We start from the raw sequence: 17,849 nt of genomic DNA, 5'->3' as shown, positions 1-17,849 counted from the left end.
TCATGGTAGAAGTTCGCACCCGCAGTGACCGGCGATCAGAGAAGAAGCAGTCTTTTGTCTTTATCGCCTTTATCCTGACAATCGCCATCGTCTTTTTCGCCTCCGGCTACATGGTCGGACGCAACAGCGCCCAGGAGGAGACGGTCGATTTGACCGCTTCCGAGGCGAAGAAGGTTCCGGCGAAAAAGAAAATCGAAAAAGAGGCACCGGAAAAGAAGGCCGATGAACTGACCTTCTATGAATCATTGCCCAAGGGGGAGCAGCCGCCGCTCGGCAGCGGTATCAACCTGCCGGTTGAAAAGCCAACGGCAAAGGCTGCCACCGCCACGAATGAGGAAGTCAAAAAGCCGATTCCGGAAAAGGTGTTTCAACCGACGAAAACCGAAAGCGTCGAAACGAAGGCAGCGCCGGTTCAAACGGCCAGCCGGCCGAAGGCCGACCCGGAGACGGTTGCATACATCCTTCAGGTCGCCTCCTTTCCGCAGCCGGATGAGGCCGGCAAGCTTCTCGGTAAATTGACCCAGGGCGGCTATGACGTCTACGTTCAGCAGGCTGATCTCGGCAGCAAGGGGGTCTGGTATCGGGTCTTTGTCGGTCCGGTCACCGGCGAGAGCAAGGTTTCCTATCTGAAGGCAAAAATCGAAAAAGAGTTCAAGGTTAAGCCGATCGTAAGAAAGCGCTAAAATACTTGGAAAAAATAAGGGATGAGGGGTTGACATCGCCACGGCAAAAGGCTATATTCCCACTCCGTTGTCGCGGGGTGGAGCAGTCTGGTAGCTCGTCGGGCTCATAACCCGGAGGTCGGAGGTTCAAATCCTCCCCCCGCAACCAAAATAATAAAGGGATCTGCTGGAAAAGCAGGTCCTTTTTTTTAGGGGACTGGCTCCGGAAAGGTGCCTGTCCCCTTTTACTTTGTGTTCGGGGGATGAATCCGCCATGACTCCGGAGGGAGGAATGTCACTTCAAGGCCGAATGGCGCTGCAATTTTTTCGAGTGTTGCCAGGGTCGGGTTTCCGGTGCCAGTTTCAAAAGCGCTTAGGATGCGAGGTGATACGCCGGCAATTTTTTTTGCATACTCTTTTTGAGTCATACCCAGAATTTTTCGCATTTTAAGAGTCGCTTCTCTTATGCTCAGTTCTCCTTTTGCAAGCCCCAGGTAAAGATCTTCTTTCATTAATGTCATTTCTTGAGCACTTGGTCGTTTCATAGTTGCTCCCAAAGAGGCAGTGTCATTTTATGGGCGAATTTCATTTAAACTATTCGCAACGGCCTCTATGCGTTTTGTTAATTTTTCAGTAACTTCGTCATCAACATTGCATTCCTTCATGGTCACGGGAAGTCGTTCAACGTCTTTGGCGTATCCCTGAAGCCATCTCTTGGTTTGTTCAGGGTCTAGGGCATAATGAAGTTTGTCGCATATAGTGTTCCAGTCTGGCTGCTCTCCTGGGCGTTCATCTTCCCATCGCGTTACCCTGCCAATTCCCTCTGGATCAAGGAACATTGGTGCGAAATCAAAAAGTGGCGTCAACTTGATTTGGTCACCCGCTCTCATTATTGCAGTGTTGCGACCGTGGTTGTCGGTATTGCGAAGGGCTAGATTTAGTATGTCCCTCAATATGTATTCCCGGATTTCGTTTCCCGGGTTTGTAACAACCCGGGCTAATTTTTCGCAGAAAATGTCGTGATTAACGGCTGCACCATACCCGGGTATCTCAGCCACGGCATACAGGCTGTGCATTCCAGGCCTGTCTATTTTCCCGTTAATAATTCTCCTGTCAAAACGGGGCACAAATAACGCCCCATTTTCATATGTCAATTTTTCTCCGACATTGATTCCAAATGTTCTGGCTACCTCCAGGTAGTGGGCTTCATTTTTTAACACCAATTGGTTGCGGTCATCGGTACGTTTCCCTCTAGGGTATTTTACAAGCCAGTATTTTTTTATTTTGTCATCTGGTATTGCACCATCAGCATGAAACATCCCTTTGATGTCTTCAACCAACATGTATTTTGGCGCTTCGCCTTGAACGCTGGAGGCGCCAGCTACATATGCACCGCGCTCTTCTGCGTATTCAAGAAAGTCCTCTTGCTGGTCAATGATGTCTTGTCTCGGGAACCCGATTATAAATTGATCAGGTGGCGGTTCTGGGACAGCTTCCGCTATCCGCAAATTCCCCGGCGGATTTCCTGCGCCTTTATAAAGTAGATGCCACTCAACATGTGGTCCGTCAGTTTTGATTTGCATTCGTTTTAGCCAGGCTCGTCTACCAGCTCCTGCTGGTAAGAGATCAACCAAAAAAGCGGGCCATTCTTTGAAGCGATATAATTCGAACCCAACGGTTAATCCCGGAATAAGTTCGGCATTTTTGTTCCCAAGATTTTCAACAGCAAAATCTATGTCATAATTAAGTCGGCAGCCACCCATTACACCTTTTTCTAGAGTTTGGAGGTCGGGTTCAAATATTGCTGCTGTATGCCAATTGTGGTTTAGATATATTTCGATATGACAGTTCATTTGGTTCACTATAGTGATTTGAAATTGTCTTTTTTTGTCTTTTTAGTTCACTTAAGTGAACTTCTGCGGGTCTTTTAGTTGCTCTTTTTCTCTTTTTATTCACTATAGTGAGCCAAAATGCGTGTGTCTGCAAGAAAAAAATTCACTATAGTGAACTTGGTGAGTGGATGGATAGGTGCTGTCTTTTAAATAGGAAACTTTCCTCAAACTTTCCTGGGATCTGTGGGGATAGGTGGGGTTGTATGGGTTTTGGCGTATAATTCCGGAGGGCCCTTTTTTTTAACTTGCTGATATTTAGAGGTTTTTGTAATATCGACATGTAAGATAAATGACTGTGGGGGAATTCAAATCCTCCCCCCGCAACCAGAAAGTTAAAGGGATCTGCTTTTTAAGCAGGTCCCTTTTTGTTTGCAGGGGACTGCGCAGAAAAGGTGCCGGTCCCCTTTAATTTGATCGGTCTGATGCTATGCTTCTATAAACAGAACAAGCGGAATTTTACGGGAGGTACCATGAGTCAGGTCAATATTAAAAGAGTGACACCGCAAGATGCGTATAAAAGGGTCAACTCGGGTGAAGCGCTGCTGGTCTGTGCCTACGATTCAGATGAAAAGTTCGACAAGATGCATCTTTCCGGGGCGATTTCATACGGTGATTTCCAGGCTCGTTTGCCCGATCTTCGGATCGAGCAAGGGTTGATCTTCTACTGCGCCTAACCGGAGGAGGACAGCGCTGCCGGTCGGGCAGCCGAATACCAGAACCAGGGTTTCAAGAATGTTGCCGCCTTGCTCGATGGCGTCGATGGCTGGAAAAAGGCCGGCTATGCTCTTGAGTAGGTGGCCGGAAGAAAAAGCAGCTCGCCAGCCAGGCGGTGAGCGGCGAAATATTCTGTCTTGAAGGTGTTTAATAAGAAAAACTTATGTTGACATCGGAAGCTCTAACTGGCTAAGTGTATAGAAAATAAGTAACTCCGATAATGGCAAACCGCGGGTAACCGCGGGACGCAAAGCCACGGGTCCTGTTAAGGACAGCCGGGCTACCGAAGAGTCAGCTGGCGATAGAGCCGGCGTTAAGGTCTTTTCTTTTATCGGAGAAAAGACCTTTTTTGTATCCGGGACTTAATATGAGCTTGCGCATTCTTGTGATTGATGATGAAGAGAGCATCCGTGATTCTCTGGCCCTTTATTTTCGTGAGAAGGGTTACGATGTTGTCAGCGCGGATCACCCGGCACGTTGCGATGGCAACCGGAATCGGCTGTGTCATGGTTACGATGAGTGCGCCGATGTGCTGATCATTGATCAGTGGATGCCGGAGATGACCGGCCTTCAGTACCTTTCCGGCCGCCATGACTGGGGGTGCCGGGCCATGGCCCAACACAAGGCCTTGATGTCAGCCAACCTGCCGAACGAGCTGCGGGCCCAGGCGATTGAACTCGGCTGCAAGGTTTTTGCCAAGCCGGTCCGCTTTGCCGATCTCGATCAGTGGCTGGAATCGGTAGTCCGCGAGCGGGGGTAAGAGGGACTGCAGGACGATAAGACGCTTCCCTTTTTAGCGATAAATCTTTTACAATAAATGACTACCGCTTCGGAGTCATCATGACGTGTCGCTTGCCAATAATCTTTTCTCTTCTTTTTGTCGCTTTTTGTGGCTGGCCGAATGCCGGCCTGGCTGAAAAGCTGTTCAAGTATGTTGATGACAGCGGCAATGTGACCTTCACCGACCGCCAACTGAGCGGCAGCAAAACGGTCCGGGTTGATCAGGTCGAGAAAAAAGAGCCCGATCAGCGCTTTTTTATGAACCTGCGCGGAACCCGATCCTACGGGACATTGCAGGCAATCAACCAGTACTACGGCCCGGTCGAAGTTGAGTTGACGATGGCATCGCGGGAGAATGTAACCGTCGATAAGGAGCTGCCGATGCGGTTCGTGGTGCCGCCGCGTGATGAGGTTCCGGCCCTGCAGGTCAGGCAGCAGCGGAAGTTCCGGAGCTTCTCCTATCGGTACTCGTACTCGGTTGTCTTTGGCGATCCGGCGGCCACGCATACACCATCCCTGCCTTACCGTATCCCGGTTCCGGTGGGCAAGTTTTTCCGGATTTCCCAGGCGTTTCACGGCGACTCGACTCATAATGATGAACAGAACCTGTATGCCGTCGATATTCCGATGGAGGAAGGAACCCCGGTTCATGCCGCCCGGAGCGGGGTCATTATGGATGTTGCCAACGATTTCTTCAGTGGCGGCGTTGATGACGAGGCGTTTGCCCAGCAGGCCAATTATGTGAGGATTTTGCATGATGACGGGACCATGGCGGTCTATGCCCATCTGAAGCTGGAAACCTTGCAATTCCCGATCGGCACCCGGGTCATCCGCGGGCAGATGGTCGCCCTTTCCGGTAATACCGGTTATTCGACCGGGCCGCATCTGCACTTTGTTATCCAGAAGAATGCCGGGATGAAACTGGTTTCCCTGCCGTTTCAGTTTTCCGGAGCAAACGGGCAGGGTTTCACGCCGCGCGAAGGGATGGTTGTTGCTGTTAATTAGTTTGTTTTTTATTCATGATTTCAGGTAGTTAGGGTTGTTTTCTGTTGTATCGTCCAGGCTTTTACTGTATAAAGCTATGGAATAGCCTGAGGAAGTGATCCCGTTTTATTCGTTCAGTGAGGGGAGTGAAGGGTATGTCAAAATGACAATTCGCTCAGCGACTGAAGAACGGCAGCATCTGGATTTGATCGATGCCCTGGTCGTTAACCTCCAGCAGCGGGGTTATGAATCGATCCGGGCTGGGCACCTTGAAGGATTTGCCAGCCTGCGGCCGGAGCCGATATATTCAACGGAGCACGATCATCATTTTGTCCCCGATGTTATGGCGGAAAAAGACGGCCGCAAGGTCCTGTTCGAGGTGGAAACAGAGGGCAGTCTCGATGCTCCGTCGGCCCGGGCCGAACTGAAAACGTTTGCTGTTTATGCATCAGAGAACCAGGTTCTCTATTACATAGTTGTTCCGGATAATGTCCGCAAAAAAGCCGAGGCGATGCTTGCGATGATTCCGGAACGGCGGCAACGCGAGTCTTTTGTGTTGTCGATGCCTGCTTGAACTTGTTTGCACAAAAAATGAGGACAACCATGTTGCGAAATACAATCCTGATCACGCTGATACTCGGACTGCTTGTTTCACCCCTGTTTGCGGCAGTCGATATTTATGAACTTCTCGACAAGGCCGAAGCCGGCGATGTTAATGCCCAGTTTACGCTCGGCCGCATGTACGAAACCGGTGAAGGGGGTTATGTCGATGAGTACGAGTCGGTAAAATGGTATGAAATGGCGGCCGCCCAGGGGTTGCGCGAGGCGCAGCTGAATCTCGGGCGGATGTATGCCGAAGGGCGGTCTGTTGAGCAGAATATGGAAAAGGCGGCCGAACTGTACCGGCTGGCGGCGCAGCAGCAGCAGCCCGAGGCGATCAGTAATCTGGCGATGCTATACGCAACCGGAGAAGGTGTTGAAAAGGATATGGCGGAAGCTGCCAAGTGGTTCAAACAGGCGGCTGAATTTGGCGACGAGGAAGCTCAGTATAATCTCGGGGTTATTTATCGCGATGGCATAGCCGGTGAAAAAAATCCGGCCGAGGCAATCAAGTATTTCGGCATGGCGATCGAGCAGGGCCACGTCAAATCAAGTCTCGCTGCTGCTGATATGTATTTCTTCGGCGCAGGGATCGGCCAGGATTTTGCCAGGGCCGCTGAATTTTACCAGAAGCCGGCCGAGAATGGTGACCTCCGCTCGCAGCAACAGCTGGCCGATCTCTATTACGAGGGCAAGGGGGTTCCGCAGGATTATCGCGCCGCGGCCAAATGGTATGAAAAAGTTGCCAGGACCGGCGACGCCGATGCCCAGTACATGCTTGCCCTGATGTATGCCGAAGGGCAGGGCGTGCTCAGGAGCGATCGCCAGGCGGCCGACTGGTACCGGAAAGCCGCGAATCAGGGGCACCTGGAAGCCGAAGCGAGCATGGGACTGATGTATCGTCAGGGGCGCGGCGTCGAGCAGAGTGACCGAAAGGCTATCGGCTGGTTCGAAAAAGCAGCCCGCAAGGGCGAGCCGATTTCCCAGTTTAATCTGGCTGATTACTACCTGACCTGCAAGGGGGTGCTGGCTGATCTGGTGAAGAGTTACGCCTGGCTTTCGCTGGCCGCCGAACAGGGGAACGCCGATGCGGCGAGTGCCCTGCCGCGGGTGAAGGGCTTGCTTAACCCTTCACAGATTGCCCAGGCCGGAGTCGAAGCCCGGAAGTATCGCTCCGGCTATGCAGAGTGATGGTTTTTCCCACCCTTTCTGCTTGACATCAGCCGAGGCTTGTTATATAAATTTCTCCCTGTCGGCCGCCGCCACGATTGATTTGGCAAACCCTTGAATTTAAAGGGTAAAGCGACTACCTGTCAGCAGGCCGTCATGAGCTTGAGTGATTAATACCGGTTGCTTCCACGGGAGGCGCGGTTGAAATTTTAAGGCGGTGTAGCTCAGTTGGTTAGAGCATGCGGCTCATATCCGCAGTGTCCGGAGTTCGAATCTCTGCACCGCCACCATTTCAAAAAGCCCTTTCCGGTTTCCGCGGAGAGGGCTTTTTATTTGAGACCAGATGACTGACATGTTGAAGCGACTCGAACAGGTTCTCCGCACAGATGATCTCGTTGCCGACGATGAAAAATTGCTTGTTGCGGTCAGCGGCGGGGCTGATTCCATGGCCCTTCTTCATCTGCTTGCCGAATTGGCGCCGGCTTATCCTTTTTCACTTGCCGTCGCTCATCTTGACCATCAACTGCGGCCGGAAAGCGCTGCCGATGCCGGTTTTGTTGCCAATGTTTGTCACCAGCTTCAACTCGAACTGTTCCAGGAATCTGTTGATGTCAGGCAGCTGGCGACGACCCGGAAAACCGGGATTGAGGTGGCCGGGCGTCAGGCCCGGCGGAGTTTTTTCGAGCGGCTGGCCCGGCAGCAGAAATGTGCAAAGATCGTCCTTGCGCACCATGGCGATGATCAGGCCGAGACCATACTGTTCAGGCTGCTGCGCGGGAGCGGCCTGAGCGGCCTTGCCGCCATGCGGTTGAAGGCGGACCGGTACCTCCGGCCACTCCTCGGTTTCCGGGCGGACGAATTGCGCGAGTACCTGCAGCAGCGAAACCTTTCCTGGCGCGACGATTCGAGTAATGACGACATCGCCTTCACGCGGAACCGGATCCGGCATCAGTTGATGCCGCAACTTGCGGAGTATAATCCGAACCTGGTCGATGCGCTGAATCGACTGGCCGGCCAGGCGGCCGATGAGGAGGATTACTGGGCTCGGCTGTCCCGGACGCTGCTCGACGAGCATGGTGAATCGGCCGATGATGGCTGCATCTTCCCGATCGCGGTTCTCGAATCGATCAGCCGGGCTGAGCGGCGGCGCTTGCTCCGTGCTTTCCTGCGGCAGGTTCACAATGATCTGTCCGGTCTCGAGGCCGGACATATCGACCAGATTGAAGCGCTGATCTCCGGCAGTCGTCCGCAGGCGGATCTTGATTTGCCGGGCCTCTGGGTCGGACGTCGTTACGGCCGTTTGCTGTGCAGCCAATCGCGACCCGAGGTTGAAGCTTTTGAGCTGTCTGTTCCCGGTCCGGGCGATTATGCGCTGCCATCCGGTGACCTCCTGCGGGTCAGCATTAATGGCCAGGGTGAGGAGGACCACCGAACCGTTCTCTTCCCCGCATCGGCGCTCCGTTTTCCGCTGGTCGTCCGCTCACCACGTCCCGGTGACCGTTTTCAGCCCTCGGGCATGGAGGGGACCCGGCTGGTCAAGGATTACTTTATTGACGCCAAGGTCGAACGGGAAGAACGGCTGAAAACTCCGGTTGTTTGCACCGGAGAAGAGATCATCTGGCTGGCCGGAAAGAGGCGGTGCGGCCGATATTTCCCCGTTGGCAATGAAAAACTTTTAAAAATCACACTTCTTACGCCAAAACAAGCTGTTGAATAGCTTGTGAGGCGTCATTTTTTGTGTTAAATTTCCGTGTTACATAAGCCTAATATTTACGCATGATTACAAACGAAACTTCCACTCTCACACACTCTTAGGGGGTACGGTGAACCAGTTCTATAAAAATCTCGCACTCTGGCTCGTGATCTGTCTGGTCATGATCATGTTGTTCAACATGATGGGGCAAAAAAATCAGGATGAGAAACCGATCAGTTATACCGCTTTTCTGACCGCGGTCGAAGAGGGCCGGGTCGAGAAGATTACGGTGCAGGGGTCGGATATCACCGGATCCTATGTCGACGAAGGCAAGTTTACGACCTATTCGCCGAACGATCCGAACATGATCTCCGAGCTCCGGGATAAGGGGGTCGTCATCGAGGCGAAGCCGGACGAGGATCGCAGCTTCTGGTTTACGCTCCTCGTCTCCTGGGGGCCGATTCTCCTGCTGATAGCCGTCTGGATCTTCTTCATGCGGCAGATGCAGTCGGGCGGCGGCAAGGCGATGAGCTTCGGCAAGAGCCGGGCCAAGCTGCTCTCCGATACCATGGCGCGGGTCACCTTCAGCGATGTCGCCGGGATTGACGAAGCGAAGGATGAGCTCGAGGAGATTGTTTCCTTTCTCAAGGATCCGAAGAAATTCTCCCGCCTCGGCGGCCGGATTCCGAAGGGCGTGCTCCTGGTCGGGCCTCCCGGAACCGGTAAAACCCTGCTCGGCCGCGCAATCGCCGGCGAAGCCGGTGTCCCGTTCTTCTCGATCTCCGGTTCCGATTTTGTCGAGATGTTTGTCGGTGTCGGCGCCAGTCGGGTTCGCGATCTTTTCGTCCAGGGCAAGAAGAATGCGCCCTGTATCATCTTTATCGACGAAATCGATGCGGTCGGTCGCCATCGTGGTGCCGGTCTCGGCGGCGGGCACGACGAACGGGAACAAACCCTCAACCAGCTGCTGGTCGAGATGGATGGTTTCGAGTCGAATGAAGGGGTCATCCTGATCGCCGCGACCAACCGTCCGGATGTTCTCGATCCGGCCCTGCTCCGTCCGGGCCGCTTCGACCGCCAGGTTACGGTGCCGCGTCCCGATGTAAGGGGCAGAACCCGGATTCTTCAGGTCCATGCCCGCAAGACGCCGCTTTCCGAGGACGTAGACCTTGAGGTTGTCGCCAAGGGGACCCCCGGGTTCTCCGGTGCCGATCTCGAAAATCTGATCAACGAAGCCGCTCTGCTGGCGGCCCGGGCCGACAAGAAGCAGGTCGAAATGGAAGATGTCGAATCGGCCAAGGACAAGGTGATGATGGGGGCCGAACGGCGCTCGATGGTGATTACCGAAGAAGAGAAGAAAGTGACCGCCTATCATGAAGCGGGGCATGCGCTGGTCGCTCTGGTTACGCCCGGGGCCGATCCGGTGCACAAGGTTTCAATTATTCCGCGTGGTCGGGCCATGGGGGTGACCATGTATCTGCCGGAAGAGGAAAAATACAACGAGACCAAGGAAGGGCTCTATACCAAGATCTGTACATTGCTCGGCGGCCGTATCGCCGAAGAAATCAGCTTCGATTCGGTGACCACCGGTGCTTCGAATGACCTTGAGCGATCGACGGCATTGGCCCGCAAGATGGTCTGCGAGTGGGGCATGAGCGACAAGATCGGCCCGTTGACCTTCGGTGAAAAAGAAGGTGAAGTTTTCCTCGGGCGTGATATCGGTCATACCAAGAATTACAGTGAAGCAACGGCGATCGAAATCGACAAGGAGATCCGCGGCATTGTTCAGGAATGTTACGACCGGACCACCAAGATTCTCAGTGAGAACCGGGAGTCTTTGGTCTCTATTTCCGAAGCCTTGCTCGAGCGTGAAACTCTGGACGCCGAAGAATTGAAGAAAATTGTTTTTGGCGACGACGTACCCGAGGAGCTCAAGGAAAATGTCGGTGAAGAAGGCGAGACCGTCGCTCCGGCAGATGGCCCTTGTCTGAACGAGGGTCATCCGGAAACGGATGACTGAACGGGCTGATCGAACCGACGACAGCCCCGGGTTGCCTGCTTTTCTGCTTGGTCGAAACTGCCGACTCGACCTGACGCGACCGCGGATCATGGGCGTTCTCAATGTCACACCCGATTCGTTTTCCGACGGTGGACGATACCTCGATGCTGATTCAATCCGCGAGCGGATTGAATCGATGGTTGACGAAGGTGTCGATCTTATCGATATCGGTGGTGAAAGCAGTCGACCGGGAGCCTTGCCGGTCAGTATTGATGAAGAACTGGCCCGGGTTGTACCGGCGGTAGAGGCCGCCGTAAGGCTGGCCGATGTGCCGGTTTCAATCGATACAACCAAGGCCGACGTTGCCCGCGCGGCGGTTGAAGCAGGAGCTGCTTTTGTCAATGATATCAGCGGCCTGCATTTTGACCCTGATATGGCTGCTGTCGTCGCCGGACTCGGAGCCGGTCTGTTCGTGATGCATACCCGGGGGCGTCCCGACTCGATGCAGTCTGACACGACCTATCGGGATATCATGACCGAGATCAGCGCATATCTCGATGAATCGCTAACACTGGCAGACAATGCCGGAGTGCCGATAACGCATATCGCGGTTGATCCCGGCATCGGTTTTGGCAAGAGTGTCGAAGGGAACCTTGAGATTCTGAGAAGGTTACGGGAACTGCGGTCTCTCGGCCGACCGATTCTGCTCGGAACCTCGCGCAAAAGTTTTATCGGAAAAGTTCTGCATCAGGATGATCCGGCCCGACGCCTGGCCGGTTCTCTGGCTTCCATTGCCATGGGCGTGGCTGCCGGAGCACGGATTTTCAGGGTGCACGATGTCGGGCCGAGCCGTGAAGCGGCTACTGTCGCCTGGGCCATATCGTCTCAGGGTTCAACGGAGAACCGGGAATCATTTAATCATGGGTGATATTGTTCAATTTTTCCAGGGCTTCAGGTGGGTGCTCGATTTGCTCGACATTCTACTGGTTGCCTTTATTATCTACCGTATTTTTCTCCTGATCAAGGGAACCCGGGCCGTTCAGATGCTGCTCGGTCTGGCGGTCATCCTGATCGTTTACGTCGCTTCTCAGGTCGGAGAACTCTATACTCTGCACTGGATTCTCGATAATTTCCTGGCGTCGATTATTCTCGTTATTATCGTTATCTTCCAGAACGATATCCGCCGGGCCCTGATTCATGTTGGCCGCAACCCGTTCTTTGCCGATCTTTCATTTCGCGAAGAATCGGTCCTGATCGAAGAGTTGACCAAGGCCTCGATCAGTCTGGCGGGTAAGCGTCATGGCGCCCTGATCGTGGTTGAACGGGAAACCGGCATCAATGATTTTCTCGAAGTCGGCGTTGATCTCGATGCCAGGGTATCGAGCGAATTGATTCAGTCGATTTTCCTTCCCGGTTCGCCGATTCATGACGGAGCGCTGGTTATTCAGGAGGGGTGTCTGAAGCGAGCCGGATGTTTCCTGCCACTTTCGCAGGATGTTTCCATAAGCAAAAAACTCGGGACCAGGCATCGGGCTGCCATCGGGCTGACCGAACTGGTCGATGCGGTGGCGATCGTGGTCTCGGAGGAGACCGGCAAGGTTTCTATCGTTGTCGGTGGACGGCTGACCCGTGATCTTGACAGCACCGCCCTGCAGCGCGTTCTAAAAAGACTTCTCGAGCCCCGGACCAAACCGAAGATTAAAAAGAAGAAGTAACCATGCTGAATCTGTTGACTGAAAACCTGATGCTGAAGCTGCTCGCGTTTGTTTTTGCGTTGATCCTCTGGTTCTTTGTCATGGGGGAACAGAAAATTGAGAAGGGGTACGCCGTTCCTCTGGAGCTGCAGAATGTGCCGGAGGGGCTGATTGTCACCAGTGAGATCCCGAGCCTCGTCGATGTCCGGATCTCCGGACCGCGCACTGCTTTGCTCAATCTTGCTCCGGCCGATATGAATATTTCAATTGATCTTGAGGGGCTGGCACCCGGAGTGACGTCATTCAAGCGTCTTGATGAGACCTTCTCGATTCCGCGGACATTGAAGATTACCCGGATATCACCGGCGGTGGTCGATGTCCGGCTGGAAAAGGTCAAAGAGAAAGAGGTTCCGATCAGGACGGTCTTTTCCGGAATTCTTCCGGAGGGCCTTAAAGTCGAAAAGATTGAAATCACCCCGGAAAATGTCGTTGTCGTCGGTGCCGGGAGTGAGCTCAAGAATGTCAACGAGGTTGTGACCGAAGCGATCGATATTTCGGAAGTCCGTGAAAGCTTCCAGCTTGAAACGCCACTCGACTATGTCGGTAAGTTCACCTCTCTGAAGGAGAACCTGGCGGTCGAAGTGAATGTTGTTATCGAGCCGGTCAAGCCGGAACGCAAAAAGGGAACGAAGAAGTGATGGCCAAGCGACTTTTTGGAACCGATGGCGTCCGTGGTGTCGCCAATGTTTACCCGATGACGGCTGAAGTTGCGATGCAGCTCGGTCGGGCCGCGGCCTATCTCTTCAAGGAGAAACAGAGTGACCGGCGGCACCGGATACTGATCGGCAAGGATACCCGTCTCTCCTGCTACATGATCGAAAATGCCCTGGTCGCCGGCATCTGTTCGATGGGAGTCGACGCTTACCTGATCGGTCCGATGCCGACCCCCGGGATCGCATTTCTGGCAGCATCGATGCGGGCCGATGCCGGGGTCATGATTTCGGCTTCGCATAATCCGTTCCAGGATAACGGCATCAAGTTCTTTTCGCGCGACGGGTTCAAGCTGCCGGACAATATCGAGATCGAGATCGAGGATCTGATCGATTCCGGCAAAATCGACTCGGTTCGGCCGATTGCTTCCGATGTCGGCAAGGCCTACCGGATTGACGATGCCGCCGGCCGCTATATTGTTTTTCTCAAGCATTCCTTTCCGCGGGACCTCGACCTTAATGGGCTGAAGATTGTTCTCGATTGTGCCAATGGCGCTGCCTACAAGATAGCACCGACCGTTCTCGAGGAACTCGGCGCCGAGGTTGTCCGGCTCGGGGTTTCGCCGAACGGGACCAACATCAATGCCGGCTGCGGCTCGCTGCACCCGGATGTCATGTCGGAAGCGGTCAGGGCACATGATGCCGATCTCGGCATCGCTCTTGACGGTGATGCCGACCGGGTACTCTTCGTTGATGAAAAAGGCATCCTGATTGACGGCGATCATGTCATGGCGATTTGCGCGACGGACCTGTTGGCGCAGAAAAAGCTCGCCAAGAAGACGGTTGTCGCGACCGTCATGAGCAATATGGGGCTCGATATCGCCATTCGTGAAGCTGGCGGCAAGGTGGTCAAGACAGCCGTCGGCGATCGCTACGTTGTCGAGGAAATGCGCAAGCATGGCTACAACCTCGGTGGCGAGCAGTCGGGGCACATGATTTTCCTTGATCACAATACGACCGGTGACGGCATGGTTTCGGCGCTCCAGGTCCTGGCGATCATGCAGCGCAGTGGCCGCAAACTCTCCGATCTGGCCAAGGTTATGACCTCACTGCCACAGGTCCTTCTTAATGTCCGCGTAGATCGCAAAGCCGAGCTTGAAACGGTTCCGGAAGTGCAGAAGGTGATTGGTAAAGCCGAACGGGAGCTTGGCGGCAGCGGCCGCGTTTTGATCCGCTATTCGGGGACCGAACCGCTTCTGCGAATCATGCTGGAGGGAGAAAAGGAAGATCAGATTCTCGAATTGGCACACGATATCGCCACCGCGGTTGAAAAAAGCCTCGGCGGGCGCAGAGAGGAGCATTAGGCGTGGCGAAACTGGGAGTTAATGTCGATCATGTTGCGACCATTCGCCAGGCCCGTGGCGGAAGCGAGCCGGACCCGGTAACGGCGGCTTCGGTTTCCGAGTTGGCCGGCGCCGACGGCATCACCGTTCACTTGCGTGAAGACCGGCGACATATCCAGGAGCGTGATGTCATGCTGCTCCGGAAAACGATCCGGACCCGCATGAATCTCGAAATGGCTCCGACTGACGAGATGGTTGCGATTGCATTGAAAATACTTCCTGACGCGGTGACCCTGGTTCCGGAAAAGCGCGAAGAGTTGATGACCGAAGGCGGCCTTGATGTCAGCCTGCACCGCCTGCTGGTCAAGAAACAGGTCGAAATGCTGCGCCAGGGCGGGATTACCGTTTCCCTCTTTGTTGATCCCGAGATCGAACAGATCAAGATGTCACACCGGGTCGGCGCTGATTATATCGAGATCCATACCGGAACCTACTGCGATGCCAAAAAGCCGGAAATGCGGAAGAATGAGCTGGCGAAAATCGAAACCGCCATCCGGGCCGGCCGTAAACTCGGTCTCGGCATCAATGCCGGGCATGGTCTCGATTACTGGAATATCCGCGACGTCATCGCCCTCGGTGGAGTCGAGGAATACAATATCGGTCACAGCATTATTTCCCGGGCGGTACTGGTCGGACTGGACCGGGCGGTCAGAGAAATGGCCGACCTGGTGCACGGGGGCTGAGATGTCGCCGCTTGCCGGGATCGGTACTGATCTGGCACGGATCAGCCGTTTTGAAAAATTCCTTGATCGGAAAATGGCCGTTATCGAGCGGATTTTCACGGCCGGGGAAATCGAGTATGCCCTGGCAAAGAAATACCCGGCGCCACATCTTGCGGCCCGGTTTGCCGCCAAGGAAGCCTTCCTCAAGGCCCTCGGGCTCGGTCTGCGTGACGGCATTTCTTGGCATGACATGACCGTCGAATTGAACCCGCTGGGCAAACCATCGCTGCGGTTGTCCGGCCGGGCCCGGGAAATTTTCGATGGACAGGACTGTTCCGGGCTGCACCTTTCATACAGCCATGAAGGTGATTACGCGGTCGCGACAGTTGTGCTGGAGACAGAATGATTTTACTGACGGCAAAACAGATGCGTGAACTTGATCGGGCAGCGATCGAGGATTGGCATGTCCCCGGCCCGGTTCTGATGGAGAATGCCGGCAAGGCGACCGTCGACCAGCTCGAAGATGTTTTTGCTGAACTCTGTCCCGGTCCGGTCACGATTCTGGCGGGCAAGGGGAATAATGGCGGCGATGGTTATGTCATTGCCCGGCATCTGCTCAACCGCGGCTGGCAGGTTTTGACCATCGTTCTGGCGGCCGCCGAAAAGATAACGGGCGATGCCAGGATCAATCTCGATATCCTCCTGAAAAGCGAAGCAGAAGTCCTTTTTGTCACCGATAGTGATGAGCTCGAGCGCCTGTTGCCGCAGCTCGACCCGATTATTGTCGTCGACGCCCTGTTCGGAACCGGCCTTTTTTCCGCGGTTTCAGGGCTCTATGAAAAAGCGATTGACTGGGCGAATGAAGCTGCCGAAGCGATCATTGCCGTTGATATACCCTCCGGAATTGACGCGACGAGCGGCAAAGTACTCGGGACGGCGGTTGCAGCCGACCTGACCGTAACATTTGCCTGCGCTAAAGTCGGCCAGGTTATCTATCCGGGAGCCGAATATGTCGGCGATCTGGTTGTCGCCGATATCGGAATTCCGGTCCAGCTTCTGCAACAGCAGGATGTTGATCATCATTTTATCGATTTTGCCGCAGCCCGCTTCCTGCTGCCGGAACGGCCGGCTTCAGGGCACAAGGGGACCTTTGGACACCTGTTGCTGGTTGCCGGATCGAGCGGAAAGTCGGGAGCGGCTGCTCTGGCTGCTGAAGCGGCCCTGCGGGCCGGCGTCGGTTTGGCCACTTTGGCTTGCCCGGCACAACTGCATCCGGTTTTTGAGGAGAAACTGACCGAGGTGATGACTGTGCCGTTACCTGAAGTCGACGGGAGGGTCAGCATGCAGGCCTTGGTCGATATCCAACAGTTGTGGCAACAGAAGTCGGTGCTGGCCGTTGGTCCCGGACTCGGAACCGGCGAAGAAGTTGCCGGACTTGTCCGGCGCCTGGTTCGCGAGTGCCCGCTGCCACTGGTTGTCGATGCCGATGGTCTGAACGCACTGGCCGGTCATCTCGAAATATTACAGGAGCGGATGGCGCCGACAGTGCTGACTCCGCATCCCGGAGAAATGGCCCGATTGACCGGTCTGTCGGTTGCCGAAGTCGAGTCGGACCGAATTTCAATTGCCCGGCAGGTTGCCTGCTCCCGGCAAGTTGTTGTTGTCCTCAAGGGGGCCCGAACCATTGTTGCTACGCCCGATGGTGCGGTTTTTATCAATGGCAGCGGTAATCCGGCTCTTGCCAGCGGCGGGACCGGGGATGTGCTGACCGGGGTGATCAGCGGCCTGCTTGCCCAGGGTATGAAAGCTGAAGCGGCGGCGCTGCTTGGCGTTTATCTGCATGGCCGGTCAGCCGACCGCCTTGCCGAAAGCCGAGGCCAGGCCGGTGTTCTGGCGTCGGATCTTCTGGCCGATTTACCAGCAACACGAGAAGAACTATTGACAGGGGATGAATTATGTTGACAGCTAAAGATGTGATGACCAAAGACGTGCGGTCGGTTAGCCGGGAGAGCAGTCTTGAAGAATTGGCCAAGCTTTTCGAAGAAACCCGCTACAATGCATTGCCGGTTCTCGATGAAAATGGCCACCTGGAAGGAATCATATCGCAAAACGATCTGATTGAGCGGGATCGGCCATTGCATATACCGACCGTCGTTTCGATCTTCGATTGGGTCCTGTACCTCGAAAGCGAAAAGGCATTCATGGAAGATGTCAAAAGAATGTCCGCCCGTACGGTCGGCGAAATTATGACCGAGCCGAAGGCGACCTGTTCGCTCGACACACCGGTCAGCGAGATCGCCGAAATGATGAGCAGCCAGACAGCCCGGCTTGTTCCGGTTGTTGAAAATGAAAAAGTTGTCGGTGTTGTCGCGCGACTCGATATTATCAGGGCCATGGGAGCGTGAAGCCTCTGGCGTTTGTCAGCCATTCGCCGGAACAGACGCAGCATGTCGGCGAAGCGCTTGGCCGCCTCTGCTCCGGCGCCACGGTCTTTCTGCTTGAGGGTGACCTTGGCAGTGGCAAAACCTGTCTGGTTCAGGGGATAGCCAAAGGGCTCGGCGTCCCTTCAGAGGTCGCGGTCAACAGCCCGACCTATACGCTGATGAACCTTTACCGCGGCCGCTTCGAAATCGCCCATTTTGATCTTTACCGTCTCGCTTCTGCCGACGAGTTGATTGAGCTTGATTTTGACTCCTATCTGCGGGGAGAGGGTGTGACGATCGTTGAATGGCCCGGACTGGTCGATCAGCACAGGTTGAAAGGATTGCATCTGCAACTCGATTATGGCGAAGAAGAGAATGATCGAACATTTCTCCTGACCGCGCTCGATGCATCGGGAGAAGACCTGCTGACCGACCTGGCCGAAACCAGGAAGGAGTACTGACC

The 17,849-nt window shown here is 54.5% G+C and carries 19 protein-coding genes, 2 tRNA genes and 1 riboswitch; of the genes, 19 read left to right on the top strand and 2 right to left on the bottom strand.

The window, feature by feature from the left end; genetic code table 11:
* Window positions 1-2 precede the first annotated feature (2 nt).
* Together C0623_06050 and C0623_06045 are read left to right on the top strand one after the other, a co-directional pair.
* Window positions 3-683, top strand: coding sequence for a hypothetical protein (locus C0623_06050; GenBank protein ID PLY01103.1), 681 nt, complete (start codon window positions 3-5; stop codon window positions 681-683).
* Window positions 684-754: 71 nt separating this feature from the next.
* Window positions 755-831 (top strand) — tRNA-Met (locus C0623_06045).
* 76 nt (window positions 832-907) lie between these two features.
* On the opposite strand, the gene C0623_06040 is transcribed toward C0623_06045, so the two are convergent.
* Together C0623_06040 and C0623_06035 are read right to left on the bottom strand one after the other, a co-directional pair.
* On the bottom strand, window positions 908-1,207 hold the full coding sequence (locus C0623_06040; GenBank protein ID PLY01102.1) for an XRE family transcriptional regulator: 300 nt from the start codon (window positions 1,205-1,207) through the stop codon (window positions 908-910).
* Window positions 1,208-1,234: 27 nt separating this feature from the next.
* Window positions 1,235-2,515, bottom strand: a complete 1,281-nt coding sequence (locus tag C0623_06035) for a hypothetical protein (GenBank protein PLY01101.1) — start codon at window positions 2,513-2,515, stop codon at window positions 1,235-1,237.
* A gap of 509 nt (window positions 2,516-3,024) precedes the next feature.
* Here C0623_06035 and C0623_06030 point away from each other — a divergent pair.
* The 17 genes from C0623_06030 to C0623_05950 all read left to right on the top strand — a co-directional run bounded on the left by C0623_06030 (window position 3,025) and on the right by C0623_05950 (window position 17,847).
* Window positions 3,025-3,228: an ArsR family transcriptional regulator gene (locus C0623_06030; GenBank protein ID PLY01100.1), complete on the top strand. Its 204-nt coding sequence runs from the start codon at window positions 3,025-3,027 to the stop codon at window positions 3,226-3,228.
* A 252-nt stretch (window positions 3,229-3,480) separates the two neighbouring features.
* A riboswitch (cyclic di-GMP riboswitch) is annotated at window positions 3,481-3,556 on the top strand.
* A 79-nt stretch (window positions 3,557-3,635) separates the two neighbouring features.
* Entirely contained in the window at window positions 3,636-4,028 is a 393-nt protein-coding gene (locus tag C0623_06025; protein ID PLY01099.1) for a hypothetical protein, read from the top strand.
* An 80-nt stretch (window positions 4,029-4,108) separates the two neighbouring features.
* A complete protein-coding gene (locus C0623_06020; protein PLY01098.1) occupies window positions 4,109-5,053 on the top strand; it encodes a peptidase M23 in 945 nt (314 codons plus the stop codon).
* Window positions 5,054-5,147: 94 nt separating this feature from the next.
* Window positions 5,148-5,606 (top strand): hypothetical protein, encoded by a 459-nt coding sequence (locus tag C0623_06015; GenBank protein ID PLY01097.1) that lies wholly within the window; start codon window positions 5,148-5,150, stop codon window positions 5,604-5,606.
* Window positions 5,603-6,823: a hypothetical protein gene (locus tag C0623_06010; protein PLY01096.1), complete on the top strand. Its 1,221-nt coding sequence runs from the start codon at window positions 5,603-5,605 to the stop codon at window positions 6,821-6,823. The genes C0623_06015 and C0623_06010 overlap by 4 nt, the downstream gene beginning before the upstream one ends.
* A 192-nt stretch (window positions 6,824-7,015) precedes the next feature.
* Window positions 7,016-7,092 (top strand) — tRNA-Met (locus tag C0623_06005).
* A 53-nt stretch (window positions 7,093-7,145) separates the two neighbouring features.
* Window positions 7,146-8,519 carry a tRNA lysidine(34) synthetase TilS gene (tilS, locus tag C0623_06000; protein ID PLY01095.1) on the top strand — a complete coding sequence of 458 codons (1,374 nt, stop codon included), beginning with the start codon at window positions 7,146-7,148 and terminating at the stop codon, window positions 8,517-8,519.
* Window positions 8,520-8,625: 106 nt separating this feature from the next.
* Entirely contained in the window at window positions 8,626-10,515 is a 1,890-nt protein-coding gene (locus C0623_05995; GenBank protein PLY01094.1) for a cell division protein FtsH, read from the top strand.
* An 88-nt stretch (window positions 10,516-10,603) separates the two neighbouring features.
* Window positions 10,604-11,422 (top strand): dihydropteroate synthase, encoded by an 819-nt coding sequence (gene folP, locus C0623_05990; protein ID PLY01157.1) that lies wholly within the window; start codon window positions 10,604-10,606, stop codon window positions 11,420-11,422.
* Window positions 11,415-12,209: a TIGR00159 family protein gene (locus tag C0623_05985; protein PLY01093.1), complete on the top strand. Its 795-nt coding sequence runs from the start codon at window positions 11,415-11,417 to the stop codon at window positions 12,207-12,209. The genes folP and C0623_05985 overlap by 8 nt, the downstream gene beginning before the upstream one ends.
* Before the next feature lie 2 nt (window positions 12,210-12,211).
* A complete protein-coding gene (locus tag C0623_05980; protein ID PLY01092.1) occupies window positions 12,212-12,886 on the top strand; it encodes a YbbR domain pair protein in 675 nt (224 codons plus the stop codon).
* Complete coding sequence (locus C0623_05975; protein ID PLY01091.1) at window positions 12,886-14,262, top strand: phosphoglucosamine mutase; 1,377 nt, start codon at window positions 12,886-12,888, stop codon at window positions 14,260-14,262. Before C0623_05980 ends, C0623_05975 begins: the two co-directional genes overlap by 1 nt.
* A gap of 2 nt (window positions 14,263-14,264) precedes the next feature.
* Window positions 14,265-14,984, top strand: coding sequence for a pyridoxine 5'-phosphate synthase (locus C0623_05970; protein ID PLY01090.1), 720 nt, complete (start codon window positions 14,265-14,267; stop codon window positions 14,982-14,984).
* Between the two features lies 1 nt (window position 14,985).
* The gene (acpS, locus tag C0623_05965) at window positions 14,986-15,369 is read left to right on the top strand and encodes a holo-[acyl-carrier-protein] synthase (GenBank protein ID PLY01089.1); all 384 of its coding nucleotides are present in this window, start codon (window positions 14,986-14,988) and stop codon (window positions 15,367-15,369) included.
* Window positions 15,366-16,925: a bifunctional ADP-dependent NAD(P)H-hydrate dehydratase/NAD(P)H-hydrate epimerase gene (locus C0623_05960; GenBank protein PLY01088.1), complete on the top strand. Its 1,560-nt coding sequence runs from the start codon at window positions 15,366-15,368 to the stop codon at window positions 16,923-16,925. Before acpS ends, C0623_05960 begins: the two co-directional genes overlap by 4 nt.
* Entirely contained in the window at window positions 16,919-17,368 is a 450-nt protein-coding gene (locus tag C0623_05955; protein ID PLY01087.1) for a hypothetical protein, read from the top strand. The genes C0623_05960 and C0623_05955 overlap by 7 nt, the downstream gene beginning before the upstream one ends.
* Entirely contained in the window at window positions 17,365-17,847 is a 483-nt protein-coding gene (locus C0623_05950) for a tRNA (adenosine(37)-N6)-threonylcarbamoyltransferase complex ATPase subunit type 1 TsaE (GenBank protein PLY01086.1), read from the top strand. The genes C0623_05955 and C0623_05950 overlap by 4 nt, the downstream gene beginning before the upstream one ends.
* Window positions 17,848-17,849 lie beyond the last annotated feature (2 nt).

This window comes from Desulfuromonas sp., assembly GCA_002869615.1.
Classification (GTDB): domain Bacteria; phylum Desulfobacterota; class Desulfuromonadia; order Desulfuromonadales; family UBA2294; genus BM707.
Note: the sequence above shows the minus strand (reverse complement) of the source record. Positions and strands in the feature narration are given on the sequence as shown.